Source organism: Chitinophaga hostae, assembly GCF_018224885.1.
GTDB lineage: Bacteria > Bacteroidota > Bacteroidia > Chitinophagales > Chitinophagaceae > Chitinophaga > Chitinophaga hostae.
Map to the genome: position 1 here is coordinate 321,536 of NZ_JAGTXB010000005.1, position 17,125 is coordinate 338,660.

The window sequence follows — 17,125 nt, forward strand, 5'->3', positions numbered from 1 at the left end:
TCTGCAGGCCATGCTTTGCCAACAGGTATCGGACCGGGAACAACGGAAACCGATGCCAAATTTAATTAAAACTCCACGTCAACTATGAAACGCAACCAAAAGAGAAGATTCTCACATCGGCGCGCAACGGGGCCTGTGATGTCAGTTTTTGCCGCTTGCCTGCTGGCCATTGTGATGGCGCTGCCATGTCAGGCACAGCAGTTGAATGAAATACGTGTTTCGTTCAGCGGCGGCGGGCGAACGCCTGTTGATGTGCTGGATGAGATCCAGCGAAAAACAGGCATCCAGTTTGTTTACGATCCAAAACAGATCAACGGCAACAACCTAAAAGTAAATCAAACCTTCCGCCAGGCTACGGTTAAAAGTGTGTTGGACAGCCTGCGGCTTACCGCCAGGGAAAGCGGCGGGCATGTTTTGCTAAGCAGGGTTTCTGCCCCAGCCAGGGAAACTGAAAAGATCAGGATCAGAGGAGTAGTAAAAGATGGAAGAGGAAGCTTGCTGCCGGGAGCACTGGTACAGGAAATGGGCACGGCCAACGGCCAGGTCACGGCCGCAAACGGAGTATATGAGATCACAGCGGATGCCGGCGGCACCTTGCTCTTTAAAATGATGGGATATGTAGAAAGGGAAGTGCCGGTCCTGAACAGAAATACTATTGATGTTGTGTTGCAGGATGTGGCAAAACAGCTGGAGGAAACCGTGGTGGTAGGGTTTGGAACGCAAAAGCGGTATTCCGTTGTTGGCGCCATCACCACAATCAGGCCAGAGCAGTTGCAGATGAGTACCAGCCGCTCGCTCAGCGGCAACCTGGCCGGGCAACTTTCTGGTGTGATCGCAACCCAGCGTAGCGGGGAGCCGGGTTATGATGATGCGAGCTTCTGGATCCGGGGGATTTCCACGTTTGCGGGCGCCCGTAGTCCGCTGGTGCTGGTTGACGGTGTGGAACGATCCCTGAACAACATAGACCCGGCAGAGATAGAGTCTTTCTCCATCCTGAAAGACGCAGCTGCCAGCGCGGTGTACGGGGTACGCGGCGCAAATGGCGTTATCATTATCAATACCAAAAGGGGGCATATCGGGAAACCCCAGATCAATATACGTATAGAGCAAGGGTACACACAACCGGTGAAGATACCGGATTTCCTGGGCGCCGCCGATTATCTTGAAGTATTGAACAGCATTGCCCGCGAGTCTGGAGGGCAGGCGCCTTTCTCGCAGGAGCGGATAGACAATATCCGGAACAAAGTGGATCCGGACCTTTACCCGGACGTCAACTGGCTGGATGCTATCACCAACGATTATGCGTCCAACAGCAGGGTTAACCTGACTGTTTCCGGCGGCAGCGATTTGCTGCGCTACGCCTTCGTGGGCTCCTATTACGGGGAGAAAGGTATTGTCAGCAGGGACGAAATGCAAAGCTGGAACTCATCCATGAAGTTACAGCGGTACAATATGCGCACGAACATCGATCTGAAAGTGACGCCTTCTACTTTGATGAGGGTTAATATCGGCGGGTATCTGCAAGATCACAGTAGGCCGCCGCAGTCTATTGACGACCTGTTTAGTAAAGCATTCGAGATACCGCCATATGTGCATCCTGCCCGGTATCCATCCGGTGAAATTCCTGTAACGCCGGAACGGTCGAACCCCTGGGCCCTGGCTACCCAAACGGGCTACCAGCGATCCAGTTCCAGCAAACTGGAATCCCTGTTCGCTATCGAGCAAAACCTGGATGCGCTTACGGAAGGACTGAAGGCCAACGTTAAATTCTCTTTTGACCGCTATTCGGGCAACAGCGTTACCCGCAGCAAAACACCGGATTTCTATAATCCCGCAGCTAGCCGGCGCCCCGATGGAACCCTGGATCTCATTATCTACAAATACGGCCAGCAATTCCTGGATTATTCCACGGGCTCCGAGTGGGGGGATAAAAGCGTGTACCTGGAAGGTTCCCTAAACTATATACGCAACTTTGGCCCACACTATGTTGATGCACTTTTTCTTTACAACCAACGGAACTATGATAATGGGGACCGGCTTCCATTCAGGAACCAGGGTATTGCCGGCCGTATCTCGTATTCTTTCCACCGCCGGTACATCGCGGAATTCAACTTCGGCTATAACGGCTCGGAAAATTTCGCCAAAGGCCGGCGTTATGGTTTCTTCCCTTCTGTCGCCGCCGGCTGGATCATCAGCGAAGAGCCGTTCATGCAGCGCTTCCGCAACACGATCTCGAAGCTGAAGGTAAGGGGCTCCTATGGTTTGGTTGGCAACGACAAGATCGACGGCCGCCGCTTTGCCTATATCACAACCATCGGCGATACGGACGGCTATAACTGGGGAATCGATGCGGATTATTACCGGGCTGGCAGATGGGAGGGCGATTACGGCGTGGATAACCTGACGTGGGAAACGGTCGCCAAATCCAATATCGGTATTGAATTGGGTTTGTTCAACAGCATCGAATTGCGGGTGGATTTGTTTGACGAACTCCGTAGCGACATATTCATGCAACGCAAAACGGTCCCTGGTTCCTCTGGCTTTATCCAGACACCCTGGGCCAACTTAGGGAAGGTGAACAACAAAGGGCTTGACATGTCCCTCGAACTGAACAGGCAGTTCAATTCCAACTTTTTCCTGGCGGTAAGGGGCAACCTCACTTATGCCGTCAATAAGATACTGGAGCAGGATGAACCGTCTACAGTAGTAGGTACCCCCCGTTCATCTACAGGTAAACCGGTAGGGCAAATATTTGGCCTTATAGCGGATGGCTTGTTTACGGAGGCGGATTTTGAGGATGTGAATAACGGGGTATTGATCAAATCGCTGCCCACTCATACCTATGGTATTGTGCGTCCGGGAGACATCAAATACAAAGACCTGAATGGCGATGGCATTGTCAACGATTTTGACCGCACGGCGATCGGCGGCACAGAAGACCCCCAGATCGTTTACGGGTTCGGTTTGAATACGCGGTACCGGCGGTTCGACCTGGGGCTTTTCTTTCAGGGTAATGCAAGAACGCACCGCATCATCGGCGATGGCACCACTTACTTTATTCCGGGATCAGGTAGCGGAGCCCTGGGAAATATTTACGCCAACGTGAACGACCGGTGGACGAAGGAAAACCCGCGGCAGGACGTCTTCTGGCCGCGCCTCTCTAGCAACGTGCATGCGAACAATACACAGGCTTCCACTTGGTGGTTGAGGGACATGAGCATGATCCGGCTGAGGAACCTTGAACTGGGGTATAATTTTCCTACCTATCACGTCGGAAAAGTGAAAATGGATAACGCGCGCCTCTTTTTCCGGGGCAATAACCTTTTTGTTCTCTCCTCCTTTGACCTGTGGGACCCGGAATTGGCTACCTCCAACGGTTTCAGGTACCCGATCATGAAATCGCTGTCCGTTGGATTAAGTGCAAATTTTTAAGCGTCATTAAAGATTTCCAGTCATGAAAAAAAAATACTACATATACCTGCTGCCTTTACTGCTTTTATGCAATTCCTGTGAAAAATTCCTGGACAAATCTCCCGAAGATCTGTTGACGCTTGACCTGGTATTCAGTGATAAAACTCGAACGGAGGATTGGCTGGCTGGTATTTACTCCAGCATCCCGGATCCTTACTGGGGCTTTGCCATGGAAATCGGGTACGATCCCCTCTCAGACGATATGGCTCCTTCCACCGGTTGGGAGCAATTTGGATGGACCGTCATTTCCAAGCAAACCGGGAACTGGAACCCAACTTCTTCCTGGAGCCCCAACTACTGGACCAGGCTGCAGCAGCGCGTCCGTTCCGCCTATATTTTTATGAGCAGGGTAAAGCCGAACATCGCACAAAAGCTGACCGAAGAAGATGTGGAGATTATGCGGAACGAAGCACGGTTCCTGGTGGCTTACTACTACTGGCTGTTGACGGAAACGTATGGCGTAGTGCCGTTCAACGACAAGATCGTGCCTTCAGACGCAGCAGACGAGGAACTGATGCAGGGACAAATTCCTTTCGACAGGATGATCGACTGGATTGACAAGGAATTGAAGGATGTTTCCACCAAGCTGCCGGCTTCCTACAATATTCCCAGCAAATATGGTCGTGCTACATCCATTATGTGCCTGGCGGTAAGAGCGAGAATGCTGCTTTTCGCGGCAAGCCCGCTGGTAAACGGCAACCCTGATTACAAAGGGTTTAAAAACAACAAGCAGGAAGATTTATATAACAATGTGTACGACCAGCAAAAGTGGGTGCGCGCCCAAAATGCCTGCAAAGAACTCATAGATGCTGCACATGCGGCTGGCCATAAACTGTACTATGAATACAACAGCGACGGTTCCATCGATCCGTTCATGTCTTATCAGAACATGATGTTCGCCAAAGGGAACGAGAACAACGAGATCCTCTTTGCACGGCCGAGCATCCCGAGTTACGAATATGACAAACATGCGCAGCCGCGGGGCACGGGAGGAAACGGCGGAATGGGGGTTACACAATCGCTTGTGGACGCATTTTTCATGAAGAATGGCCGTTCCATCAACGATCCGGCCTCAGGTTACGTGGAAAAAGGATTCTCAGCCCAGCCAGAAGTGCGCAACACAAAATGGCTGGAATCACAGGGCGACCAGGCCGGAAAAAAAGGACAGGTCACGCTGGAGGGTACGTGGAACATGTATTGCAACCGGGAAGCCCGATTCTATGTATCGGTGTTGTACAATCGCGCATGGTTCCGCCGGGAGGGCCGTACAACCAGGTTCATGCAACAGGAATGGGACGGCGGGCCTACACCCGACGCACCCCAGAACGGATACCTGTTGAGAAAGAAAGTGCACCCGGCTTTCGATCCACGCACCGGCGCAAACCCTTACCGTCCGGGTATCCTCTACCGCCTTGCAGAAGCTTACCTCAATTATGCAGAGGCGCTCAATGAAGCAGACCCCAACAACCCGGAAATTTTCACCTATCTCAACCTCGTCAGGCAAAGGGCAGGGCTGCCGGGATATGGTCCCGGAGCCGGGCAAATTCTGTTGGCCGGGCAAAGTGATGTGCGGGAAGCCATCAGGCGGGAACGCCGGGTGGAATTGAATAACGAGGGACTGCGCTGGAGCGATATCCGCCGCTGGAAAATAGGGGAAGCAGTCCTGGATGCCAATTTCTACGGGATGAACTTTAACGGCTCTAAACTCAGCGATGATGAAAACGATCCCCAGGCTTTTTTCAAGCGGACCGTTTACCAAAGGCGCAGGTTCAGTAAAAAGAATTACTGGTTTCCTGTTCCACAATCAGAGATCGACAAGAATCTGAACCTGGTACAGAATCCTTTCTGGTCAAATTAAATAAGAGCAGCGGCAGGCCGGGAGCATTACCGGCCTGCCGCATTTATTATACTTAAGTGAATTTCAATGGTCATCATCTTCAGACTTGTGTTCCGGCCCGCAGGCCTGTTTGTTCCTGCACTAAGAAAATTACCCTTGCGGGTCATGGTGGTATTTTGTATATTCGTGTATCAAGCTGCGTGAACATCCCGGAATTACCTCCAACTAGTATATCCATCACATAACACATGAACAAACTCCTGTCTGAAAATAGTGACTTGAATTCCATTAAGCACGGAGATAGCAAGGCGTTTGACGCTTTTTATCTCGAGTACTTTGACCGTATCTTCGTGTTGCTCCTTTTTTTCTCAAAGTCCAGGGAAGTGGCGCAAGACCTGGCGCAGGAAACTTTCGCCAGAGTTTGGGAAACCCGCGCCTCCCTCAACCCGGAGAACCTGCTTAAGAGTTATACGCGCCGTATCGCCAAAAACCTCCTCCAGGATCATTTCCGGAAATTGGCTGTAAGAAACAAACATGAAAAGAACCTGGCTACCGGGGAGTCTGCGGGAAATCGCACGATGGACCGCGTACTGGACAGGGAGTTGCAGAACCTGCTGGAAGAAGCTGTGAACAGCCTGCCGCAGGACAAACAGGTAATTTTCAGGATGAGCCGCTACCAACATCTGAGTTATGCTGAAATTGCGGCGGCATTGAATACCACACCAAAAGCTGTGGAACGGCATATGGCCAGGGCGCTGCAATATCTCAGGGTACATCTTTCCGAAAAGGCCGGTTACCAATTGCCGGTTTGCCTCCTGTTATGTACAGCATTGTCGATTATCTAAGCACATCGTTGCTCCACAGGCGCATAATAGTTAACCGTTATAAATTGGGGTCAAATTCTACGATCCATTCAATGCCGTATTTGTCTCTAAACACGCCGGCGTAAGTACCCCAGGGGCCATCGCCAATGTGCCCTTCAATATCTCCGCCTGCAGATAACCCGTTAAATATTTTGTCGGCTTCTTCTCTGCTTTCAGTACTCCTGGAAATTACGGTTTCCCATAAATTATTTGTTTTCAAAAATTCTATTTTGCAGGTCAGATAAATTATTAATTATGACTAGATATCAAGTTGTCTGTAATGATATGTTTGATGGTCACCTCCATAGGTAGCATGATTTAATTTTCATTCGACTGAGAGAAAGATCGCATGAATTCTTCTAGTACCATTACCTTATCGTCTGTGTAATATATGGCAGTGTATATAGTATTGAAATCAGGAAAAGTATTTTCATTCCCAATGAGGTTAATTTTCAATTAAAGTGGTGTAGATCCTGCCACCCCAGCTTCAAAGATCAGCAGCAATTTTTCTTTTAATCTGGTTCAAGGATCAGTATCACTCGGTGTATCCGATAATAGAGCAGAATATCAACAGATGCTGATGTAAGAGATATTTATTAGTTGCAACCAATAACAATTAAATGAGCTAGAATGATAAAGCACATATACGGCGCAAGATGGTGGAAATTCGATTTTCATAATCATACACCTGCATCTAATGACTTTGGCAAAGGTGATGGGGGCCATATGTCCATTACACCTGAAAATTGGTTATTGATGTATATGCAGGCGGGGATCGATTGTGTTGCTATCACTGACCACAATTCTGGAGAATGGGTAGATAAACTAAAATTGGCATTGCAGTCTTTGGATGATTCAAAACCGATTGGATACCGAAAACTATTTCTATTCCCTGGAGTTGAAATAACCGCATCGAGTAACATACATATTCTTGCGTTGTTTGACACTACTGTTGGGACGAAGGAAATTAATGCTCTATTGGGAGCAATTAATTTCCCCGCGGAGCATTTTGGAACTTCTGATGCCGTAAGTCCAAAGAGTGTAGAGGAGATTATCGCTGAAATTCACAAAAAAGGTGCAATTGCCATCCCCGCTCACGTTGATGAGGCTTGCGGACTATTCAAACTCACTGGGCACACCTTTTCTCAGGCTTTGAAAGCCGAAGAATTACTTGCTATTGAAGTGATCAATAAAACTTTTGAAAAGCCTGAATTATATAAGCAATCGAAGCTATCATTAGCAGAAGTCCTTGGTTCTGATAGTCATGTCGCTGCACAAGTTGGAAGTAATTATACGTGGGTGAAAATGAGTACACCATCTTTGGATGCACTAAGGTTTGGATGCACTAAGGCTCGCCTTGCACGATTGCGAAGACGGTATAATAAGGAAAGATGAATGTTTTAACGATCCTAACTTGATTAGTAATAGATATTTTATTAAATCGATTTCAGTTTCAAATGGCTTTAAAGCAGGGAACGGAACAACATTGGAAGCAAAATTTAGTCCTTGGTTATCTTCCGTTATTGGAGGCAGAGGATCTGGAAAATCTACTATATTAAATTATCTGCGCATAGCTCTTAATAGAATGGTAGAAATGCCTGATGAAATACAGTCAGAGTTCAATAAGTTTAATCAGATTGGAAGAAAGAGTGTGCCGGGAATGTTAAGAGATACAACAATTATTAAAGTCGAGATTTTTAAAGACGGCAAGCTGCACTTAGTAACATGGAACCAACAAAATCATACTCTTCATGCGTGGGATGGAAATTCGGGCAATTGGGGAGTGGGAGCGGTTGTTTCTAATATTAATGAGTTGTTTCCAATTCAGATATTTAGTCAAAAGGAATTATATGCACTGACGGGAAATCCATCTAAATTAATCGAACTAATTGACTCGCAATTTGACAAACAAGGTTGGCTCGAAGAAAGAGAAAGACTAATGCAAAAATGGCTTGCCGATAGGGTAAAAGAAAGACAACTTCAGTCTGCAATCTCAGAAGAACATAATCTCAACGCCCAACTTGATTCCACAAACAATAAGATACAACTTTATGAAAGCTCTGAATATAAAGACACCCTTAATAATTTCAATAAATTATCTGCTACAAATGAGTTCTTCGTAGGTACGAAAGAAAAAGTTTCCCAATTCATTAATGATCTAGAAGAAATAAGCGTCAAAGTTCCGGAAATTAAGGCAATGGAAAACGTGGCAAATACACTTACACACGAATCAACTCAATTTCTTCAGACAGTACAAAGTGTTTTGTCAAGAGCAGCACAAAGAATTTCCGAAGCATTAGCCCTGGTAACTCCTTACAAAGAAGATTTGCAAAGTCAGTTTAATACTTTACCGTGGTTTAGTGATTATGAGGCTGCGAAAAGTGCTTATGAGGCTATTTTGGATAAAATTCAAGAACTCGGTAGCGAAACTTATGAAATATTGATCCAACGAAAAAGTTCTTTGACAAGAAGGCTTGCGTTAATTGACACTCAAAAGCAGCAGCTTCAAACCTTACGATCAGAATTGGAAACCCTTTACACATCCATAATTGACAAGGAAATGGAGTTGAGATCTAAACGTAAGGCTATAATTGGCAGATGGAAAGAGTTTGATAATGCTGAGAACCCTTTTCTTATAATTGAGTTACAACCAATGTCTGATGCCGATAACGCAAATGTAACTTTCCGAAAACTTTTGAGAAAAGAAGGAGCTGAATTTTCAGGCTATATTTATTCGCACGATGAAGAAACCGGGAATAGCTTAGGCTTGATTGGAACAATAATTACTGCAGCAGAGGATACCAGATGGGCAAAGAGATTAGAGGTAGTTAGAAATTTTGTTTCTGCCACAGAGAGTGATACGAGAGGACTTGATTTGAGATTAGCGAGGCATATAAGTTGGCTCGCCCAAAATACACCAGAGGATATAGATCGATTACTGGTTTGGATTCCTGAAGACAAGATCGTCCTTAAATTTAAAAAACAAGGACGCGAAGAAGACATTCAAACAGGTTCCGCTGGCGAAAGGACGGCCGGAATGTTAGGTTTATTATTAGCTCTTAATAATATCCCTTTGATTATTGACCAGCCGGAGGACGATTTGGACACAAGACTTATTTCTTCTTTTGTTGTACCCAGTTTTAAAGCCCTAAAACAAAAAAGACAGCTTTTGCTCGTGACTCACAACCCCAATATCGCAGTAAATGCAAACTCTGATAGTATAGTTTATATGAATTTTAATTCAGGTCAAATCATAGTTGATGGAAATGACGCTTTGCAAAATAAAGATATAAGACTTGCTGTATGTAACGTTATGGAAGGCGGCAAAGAGGCATTATATAGGCGTTATTATAGAATCTCTAAAGCATTAAAATAATTAAGTAAGTAATCGTAAAGCGATAAATATGATAGCAGAAGTTGAGGTCAACTCACAGAGAGCAAATTTTTCCAGGTATTTAAGGATAGGGCATTTTAGCAAGGTAGTATAATCGAAACACCGGTCACATCCATTGTTTGGAATGGTATTAATGATGTTTGCGAAAATTCTAAGTTTATCACTTAGATAAATGCCCGAATATACATTACATGAGTATCTTTTTTGCGAATTGAAGGTCATTTATTAGAGGAAAAATCCTGTTTTTATAATCTAGAGAAAATCGTTACTTGCAGCGTCGCTGAACCATTAAACAACTACGTGTATGGCTAATTCAATTCATAGGCACACTACTACCTCCTACCACCCGTGGAAAAGCCCGATGCATTCAGCTTCAATGCTCCTCATAAGCTGTATTTGGAAGTAGATGTTTTTCAACAGTTTGAAAATAGATATGATGCGATTTACCAGGAGATTATTAGTCAACCAAATCTTTCGATGGTCACGGCGCAGTTCATATGTACCTTCTTTGTGCAAATGAAATTGCGTAACCCATATCATTTTAAGGAGTTCGTGGAGAAGAAAAAGGCGGCTAATCTGCAGCAGGCTATTCAGAAGATTATGGACTCAGATGGATGCAAAGAGCGTTTCGAAAATGTCGATCCCCTGGCCAAAGAGATGGCGACGCAGCTCGTTTTTGAGCCCGACTTTCTCTATCTCACACTGGCCCGATAAATGGGAGGACCTCAGGGCTGATCAACCGTATTGCCGGCGTGGCCAATGAAATAAAAATAAATAATACGACTATCCTTAATTTCAGGCGGTATTGAAGACTAAAATGTATATATTGGCCTGCTTTTCGAACAAGCCAGTAAAATATTAACAACGACCAATAAAACTGAACATGAAAATAATCCACGCAGGTAGTCTCTTCCTATTCCTCTTATTTTTTAGGGCAACGATTTTCGCCCAAGGCAATGTCAAAGTGATTGATGCTGCTGAATATGGCATCAAACCTAATGTAGATAATGACGTAGTGCCGCTCCTGAATGCCCTACTCAATAAATTAAAGGACGAACAACAACCTATCCGGATTGTTTTTGGAAAAGGCCGTTATCATTTCTGGCCGGAGCAATCCACCCGCATGACTTACTTCGAATCTAATACCACCAATAATAATCCGAAGAACTGCGCTATTTTCCTGCAACACCGGCGTAAGCTGGAGATAGATGGACAAGGCGCCGCTTTTATCTTCCATGGCCGTATTCAGCCGCTTACCCTTGATAGCTGTGAACAGATCGTATTGAAGAACTTCAGTATTGACTGGGACATTCCATTAACGGCACAAGGAGAGGTATTATCAGCGGGAAAAGACAGTATCCGCTTACGGATCAATGAAAAAGAATCCCCCTATAAAATTGTAAAAGATAAACTGATTTTTACAGGAGAAGGATGGGAAAGTGGGATAGGAAGTATCATGGAGTTTGACCGGCTTTCCGGAAACGTAGTGCCGCAAACAGGCGATGCACCTGCATTGGGGAACGGCTGGCAGGGCTATCATGCGATAGCTGAAAACGGCACCGTGGTATTAAAATATCCCTTCACCAGACTCCCTAAGCCAGGGAACTATCTGATCCTGCGACATAGTGAACGGGATCACGCTGGCATTTTCATTAAAGATAGCAAGCAGGTAAGTGTGGAACAGATAGACCTCTATCACTGCGCCGGACTGGGCATTTTATCTCAGTATTCAGCAGATCTTTCTTTTCGCTATTTCCAGGCAATTCCCAATAAAAGCAAGAATCGGTATTTCTCCGGGCACGACGATGGACTTCATTTCTCGAACTGTCGTGGCAACATCCTGGTAGATGATTGCCGCTTTCAGGGACTCATGGACGATCCCATCAACATCCATGGCACCAACGTACGGATCGTGGAAGTAAGCGATCCTTACACCCTGAAATGCCGTTTTATGGAGCAGCAAAGCATGGGAATGACCTGGGGGCGCCCGGGTGAAAAAGTAGGATTTGTACGGAATGATAACCTGGCGACCATCGGAACCGGTGAAGTGGCAGCTTACAAACGGATCAATGACACCCTCTTCGAAGTCAGGCTTAAAGCGCCGATGCCCCCTGTGGTACAGGCAGGATATGCCCTGGAGAATCTTTACTGGACGCCCGATGCGCAGATCAGGCATTCCTTTTTCGGAGGGGTGAGAGCCAGGGGCATCCTGGTCACTACACCCGGTAAAGTAATAATAGAAAATAACCAGTTTAATTCCAGCGGTTCCGCCATTTTAATTGCCGGCGATGCCAACTATTGGTACGAATCCGGCGCCGTGAAAGATGTGCTGATTCAACACAATGAATTCCTGGATGGCTGCATGACGTCCATGTATCAGTTTACAGAAGGGATTATCAGTATTTATCCGGAAATTCCTGCCGCCGGCGAAGGAAAAACTTTTTATCACCGCAATATCAGAATCATCGGGAATACCTTTCACGCCTTTGATTTTCCGGTACTCTATGCGAAGTCCGTCAACCAGCTGACCTTTGCCAATAATACCATTATCAGAAGCACAGCCTTTCCAGCATTTCATCACAGAAAGGCGGGCATTACACTGAACAACTGTGCCGCAGTAAAGATCGAGCATAATATTTTTTCGGGAGATGTATTGGGCAAAGAAATACGTCTGGAAGGGACTGACAAGAAGGAGTTGTATTTAAATGCCGATGCTTACCGCCTCGCTCAGTAAGAAATTGCATATTTTACCAATCTGAAGCTATAACAATATAAAATGATTGAAAAAAATTCCTATTTCTACCAGGCTATATTAAAATCTGTAAAGGAGATTTATACCTTAGACTGGTAAACCAGTCACTATTAAAGGCGCCCTCTTTTGTGCTGCCTTTGAGTTACTTTTAATTGTATGTAATTTTTATAATGTTTATCTTCTTTTAAATCAGACAATTTCTTTAAATCTTGGATAAATTGGTTCGAGATTCGTACCATAGGGATCACTGGAAGACTTGAAACCTGCGCACTGCGCGGGTTTTTTGTTTTAGGTCTATTTGTTAGTCTATCAAAGTGCGGATTCGCGGTTCTTGCTTACTTAGTTTTATTTGGGTTGACTTGTCAATACTAATTTACAACATAAGTAACAATAAGCAAGAAGCTATTTCAAATAAGCTCTTGCTTGATTTGGCATTCCAAATGAGAAATGAAATAGCGCACGGAGCTAAATCGTATGATCCTTATGAATATGTCAAACTTGGAGGCGAGAAAATTTTAGCTCAGGCAGTATACTGGCGAATGAAAAGTCTTGTGGCTCATATGATTGTTTTAGCAATAATCAAAATGATGAAGGTTCCAGGAATGAAAACCTTACGATTTGATTATGAGGATATAACTAAATTAATTTTTATATAATAATTAATGATTAGCAAATATTTATTTTCCATCGCCATACCTTGTTGAAAGCTATGGACATCGAATTCATTCAGGCGTCAATTGGATAAAATTTATTTTGTTTCAATTGTTAATTTCCAAGTATCAATTTTGCTTTTATCAAGTGATATGGAGGTGATGAAATTTTTATTTGTTGCTTGAAACTCTTTTCCATATTGAAATCCATCAAAAATCCCTTTGGGCATTTCTAATTGAACACTTTTAAAGGTATTCTTAACTATTTTTTTAAATTGGTTGATCGCAAGTCCTTTCTCAGCCGCGTTGTTAATGTTAAGAACCAATTTTACTGTTCTGACATAATTCTCATTATCGCTTTCTAAATAGTAGGCAAGATTATTCCTCATACCATTATCATTTGAGGCGAGACCAAATGAAAAGTAATCTGAAGAAGACATCCATCCAATTTCATCTCCACGCCACCTTCGAAGTACTCCAATGCCATTTTCAGATAGTTTATCTTGTAATTCTTCGACGTTCTTGAAGGCAGTTAATTTAATGCCCACAGAGGGTGGTGTAAGATTAATTGCTGAAGCCTTATTATTTGCTGGTGCGCCGGCTAATGTATTGTTTTGCCTATCGCCACAGCTTGAGAAGATGATGAGCATACTTAATGCCAGTAAAATGGATATCTTCATTTTGGTTGATTGGGGAGGGTTTTTAAAAAGAGAAAAGTATTTTTAATTGCATAAGATAAATTAATTCTTTAACTAAAAAAAGAATTTGTAACGTTTGGTATCCTTTGCTACCTTTGACCTCCCTCTTAATGCGGGCTATAATCAGCTACAACTGAATACAATTCACAATGAATAAATAGCAGCTACTCCCGATGGAATATTGATAGCCCACAAAGCTACTCGCTCATTACCGGTATAGGCATGTGCTTTATGACTTTCTATCATTGTTCGACATTGCACTGTTCATTATTTTTACATTCAGCCCCTTACCTTAATTTACTTATCTGTACTATGGATAATGGGGCTGTAAGCTTTCGATTAGTCTACTTTTGTATCTATTAACCTCTCTTTTCATCAGCCTTTCTTCCGCAGTAAGAGTCTTACCGGAACCTTCGCGATACGTTCATTCGTGATACAACCGATCTTTTTTCCCTTTTCTCTGCTTCGCCTATCGCGTTGTGTCAGAACCTCTCTAGTATAGCTTTCCAACGCAATTTGGACGAAGTTTAACCTCTATCAAAATTTTTAGAGGTAGATTTTATTTCTGGCCTTTTAGTTATTTTCGATCAGATAAGTAACCCCAATAATTTTAAAGCGAAGAGTATGAAAGGAAATGTGCGAAATGAAAACGCTGTAACCCCCATGTTGTTTCCCTTTGACCCCGACCAGTATTGGCAACGGATTAGACTTATTATCCGGGAAGAAGTTACAAATGTAGAAAGAAGCAAGCCCGCTCAACCAATCTATGAAACACCCGGATTGACCTACAAACCCCTTTTTAAGCTGGCAGAAGTCTGCAAACTATTTCAGGTTACCAAACCTACCATTTACCAATGGATCAGGCTTGGGAGGCTAAAGCGGTACAAAATCGAGTCCCGTGTATTCTTTCTCTGGAATGACATACAGAAACTATTACAACCCGAACAAGACAGCAAAGATTAAACGTTCAGCTTTGCTGTCCGTTTGCGATGATTGAACAGGCAGCTTCGCTATCTGTTCGGTGGAGATTGAACCGGCGGCGTTGCCACCAGTTCGTGAAGATGATACAGGCAGCTACGCTACCTGTATGCGGAGATAAACCGGGTGGCTTCGCCATCCGGTTGCGGAGGTCGAACGGATCTTCGCTCCGTTAGCGAGCGGTGTTTTTGCTACGCAAAAACCGCTCGCCCCTTCGCTCCCGGTGGTCGCAAAGGGGGAAATGCAGCGGAGATTAAATCGAAGATCAGATGGAGAGATCAGAGCAAAGACCAAAGAGTAAAGGTGGTCGACCGGCTAAAGCCGTTCGAAAAGAAAAGCAATTCAGCCTCAGACTTACTGAGGCCGAATTTGCTACAGTGAAAGAAAAAGCCGCTAACGCGGGCTTTACCTTCACTATGTATCTGCGAAAAATGGCCCTGATGGGTCAAGTTAAAGCACGGCAGAACATTTCGGTAATAGCAAACATTACAGGAAAAAAATAGTCTTTTTTGTTTGAAACAACTATTACAACAACGGTGCTTGATTCTTCTTGCGCCGTTTTTTGTGAGTTTATTTATTTTTAGTTCCGGAGCTACAATTCCTGTCTTAGATAATTTGCTAAAAGCGTTACAATATCTTCTTTATCAATACTTTCATATTTGTCATCCAGTTTATCAAGAGGAGTAAATAGATTATCATTAATGAATAAGGCTTCAATCTTTCTGCTGAGTAACTTCTTTCTGAAGATTATATCGGGTTCGTTTTTGTCGTTTACTCTCTGATAGGCATTTTCGATGATAGTAGCCTTTTGATACGCCCCTATGCTTTTAAAAGCATCGATTGTTACCAGAGCAAATTGACCATAAGTATTTGCGAAATACTGATGAAATCCTCCATTGAATAATTGATTATCCAAAACAACGACAAGGTAGGTCGCCATCATTTTGGAAGGCAGAGAAACTATATAGTCATACCACTCACCATTTTGGCTAAGAAACCATTCTTCCTTTAAGCCCGAAACAGCTTCGGTATAGACATAGCTTATTAATTCTTCATTATTCATAGATATTCATTTACTTGTCTATCCTAGTTTAGCAAAGGAATTCCAATATTAGCCCTGTTTTCCCATATTTCTTTAATTTTTTTTCCTGCTTCTTCAGGACTGATACGGATATAGCGGTAAAAATCCTGTAAACTCTTATGTCCGCTGATTTTCATGATTAATTCGACTGGTGTTCTGGCCATAAATTCATTAGTACAAAAAGAGCGGCGGCAGGTATGGGAAGTTATCCATCCATATTTGGGCTTTGTTACCTCAATATCTTTATTGCCCTTCTTATAAGAGAACTTAATAGCTTCGGAAATCCCTGCCAGACGGCCAATTTCTTTAATATTTACGTTGAAATCCGGGTTGTTCACAAGGGGAATCACCTTTTTAAAGCGATTTATAAGTATCTCATTAGCCGCGTCCATTAAGGGAATCACCACCCAATGGTCCGATTTTTCCTGCTTTTTGTGAAGCATTCCTTTCCGTATATCTTCCGGCTTGATGTTGGAAAAGTCCGAGAACCTAAGCCCGGTAAGGCATCCCAAAACAAATAGATCACGGTAGGGCAGGAGGGAAGGGTAATCCGTCAGATCAGTATTGTATATCTGATTTATTTCCTTCCACGAAAGATATATAGCGTCAGATTCTTCATTCAGAATCTTGAAGTCCGATAAATCAATAGGAGGGATGATTTTACGGCGTACTCTATCCCGGATGAATATACGTAACTGCTTAATTGTTTTGCCTACTGTAGCCGTCTTAAGGCCGTTTGTAACGCTTTTCCTTCTGCGTTGGATATAATCAAATGTCAGAAAATCAACCAGACCTTCATAGAAATTGAAATCAAGGGAATCGAAAGTAATGACGGCCTTCCTGTAATCCTGAAATGCTTGTAGGTGATCTTTCATGTTTTTATAGACCCGCAGCATGCCTGGCGTAACCTTGTTAGTCTTGCACTTTATATAATCATCTATCTGAAAATAGAAATCCAGATTTGTTTCCGGTTGCTTGTTCGCGGTCTCTTGGGCTTTAGGAGAAAGGCTTTCCGGGTTAAGGTCTGGTTTGAATGTACTTTTAACAAAGGTCAAGACGTCTATTATTTTTTCTTGCAGGGCATGGGATATAACATCTTCTACCAGACGTAATAAGGTTTTCAGCCGTTTATTAAGTTCTTCATAATTCCCATAGTCCTTTGGTAGGTTTGCGGTGATCCGGGATCTTTTCCAATAAGCAGGAGGGATCGCAATTTCAGTGCTGAGCAACGTTCTTTTGTCGGAGTTATAACAATACTGGATGAAAATAAGGCTTGTACCATCGCGCCGAATCTTGCTACTTTTGCACACTAATTTAAGAGGTAACAGCATAACGAGTCTATTTTTTAGTCTATTAAAGTGGGGCCAACCCGAATAAAGTTAAGAAGTAGAAACGCGATTC

The 17,125-nt window shown here is 43.9% G+C and carries 14 protein-coding genes; 10 read left to right on the forward strand and 4 right to left on the reverse strand.

Translation table 11 applies throughout. The features are described from left to right. Positions 1–84 precede the first annotated feature (84 nt). From KE626_RS13055 to KE626_RS13065, 3 genes are all read left to right on the forward strand, one after another. Positions 85–3,432, forward strand: a complete 3,348-nt coding sequence (locus KE626_RS13055) for a SusC/RagA family TonB-linked outer membrane protein (RefSeq protein ID WP_211973343.1) — start codon at positions 85–87, stop codon at positions 3,430–3,432. 22 nt (positions 3,433–3,454) lie between these two features. Continuing rightward, positions 3,455–5,329, forward strand: a complete 1,875-nt coding sequence (locus tag KE626_RS13060) for a RagB/SusD family nutrient uptake outer membrane protein (protein ID WP_211973344.1) — start codon at positions 3,455–3,457, stop codon at positions 5,327–5,329. Positions 5,330–5,556: 227 nt separating this feature from the next. Continuing rightward, complete coding sequence (locus KE626_RS13065) at positions 5,557–6,153, forward strand: RNA polymerase sigma-70 factor (RefSeq protein WP_211973345.1); 597 nt, start codon at positions 5,557–5,559, stop codon at positions 6,151–6,153. Positions 6,154–6,190: 37 nt separating this feature from the next. On the opposite strand, the gene KE626_RS13070 is transcribed toward KE626_RS13065, so the two are convergent. Then, positions 6,191–6,391 carry a VOC family protein gene (locus tag KE626_RS13070; RefSeq protein ID WP_249207443.1) on the reverse strand — a complete coding sequence of 67 codons (201 nt, stop codon included), beginning with the start codon at positions 6,389–6,391 and terminating at the stop codon, positions 6,191–6,193. 410 nt (positions 6,392–6,801) lie between these two features. On the opposite strand from KE626_RS13070, the gene KE626_RS13075 reads away from it, so the two are divergent. The 5 genes from KE626_RS13075 (at position 6,802) to KE626_RS13095 (ending at position 12,973) form a co-directional block, all read left to right on the forward strand. Further along, complete coding sequence (locus tag KE626_RS13075; protein WP_211973346.1) at positions 6,802–7,566, forward strand: PHP-associated domain-containing protein; 765 nt, start codon at positions 6,802–6,804, stop codon at positions 7,564–7,566. Continuing rightward, the gene (locus KE626_RS13080; protein WP_346344405.1) at positions 7,529–9,547 is read left to right on the forward strand and encodes a TrlF family AAA-like ATPase; all 2,019 of its coding nucleotides are present in this window, start codon (positions 7,529–7,531) and stop codon (positions 9,545–9,547) included. Before KE626_RS13075 ends, KE626_RS13080 begins: the two co-directional genes overlap by 38 nt. A 366-nt stretch (positions 9,548–9,913) precedes the next feature. After that, on the forward strand, positions 9,914–10,279 hold the full coding sequence (locus KE626_RS13085) for a DUF4238 domain-containing protein (RefSeq protein WP_211973348.1): 366 nt from the start codon (positions 9,914–9,916) through the stop codon (positions 10,277–10,279). 169 nt (positions 10,280–10,448) lie between these two features. Next, complete coding sequence (locus KE626_RS13090; protein WP_211973349.1) at positions 10,449–12,299, forward strand: right-handed parallel beta-helix repeat-containing protein; 1,851 nt, start codon at positions 10,449–10,451, stop codon at positions 12,297–12,299. Positions 12,300–12,676: 377 nt separating this feature from the next. Continuing rightward, the gene (locus KE626_RS13095) at positions 12,677–12,973 is read left to right on the forward strand and encodes a hypothetical protein (RefSeq protein WP_211973350.1); all 297 of its coding nucleotides are present in this window, start codon (positions 12,677–12,679) and stop codon (positions 12,971–12,973) included. 92 nt (positions 12,974–13,065) lie between these two features. Here KE626_RS13095 and KE626_RS13100 read toward each other — a convergent pair whose 3' ends face one another. Further along, the gene (locus tag KE626_RS13100) at positions 13,066–13,647 is read right to left on the reverse strand and encodes a hypothetical protein (protein WP_211973351.1); all 582 of its coding nucleotides are present in this window, start codon (positions 13,645–13,647) and stop codon (positions 13,066–13,068) included. Positions 13,648–14,289: 642 nt separating this feature from the next. Here KE626_RS13100 and KE626_RS13105 point away from each other — a divergent pair. After that, positions 14,290–14,628, forward strand: a complete 339-nt coding sequence (locus KE626_RS13105) for a helix-turn-helix domain-containing protein (RefSeq protein WP_211973352.1) — start codon at positions 14,290–14,292, stop codon at positions 14,626–14,628. Between the two features lie 284 nt (positions 14,629–14,912). Then, positions 14,913–15,146: a plasmid mobilization protein gene (locus tag KE626_RS13110; RefSeq protein WP_211973353.1), complete on the forward strand. Its 234-nt coding sequence runs from the start codon at positions 14,913–14,915 to the stop codon at positions 15,144–15,146. An 89-nt stretch (positions 15,147–15,235) separates the two neighbouring features. Here KE626_RS13110 and KE626_RS13115 read toward each other — a convergent pair whose 3' ends face one another. Together KE626_RS13115 and KE626_RS13120 are read right to left on the reverse strand one after the other, a co-directional pair. Continuing rightward, the gene (locus KE626_RS13115; protein WP_211973354.1) at positions 15,236–15,706 is read right to left on the reverse strand and encodes a DMP19 family protein; all 471 of its coding nucleotides are present in this window, start codon (positions 15,704–15,706) and stop codon (positions 15,236–15,238) included. Between the two features lie 23 nt (positions 15,707–15,729). After that, positions 15,730–17,055, reverse strand: coding sequence for a site-specific integrase (locus KE626_RS13120; protein WP_211973355.1), 1,326 nt, complete (start codon positions 17,053–17,055; stop codon positions 15,730–15,732). Positions 17,056–17,125 lie beyond the last annotated feature (70 nt).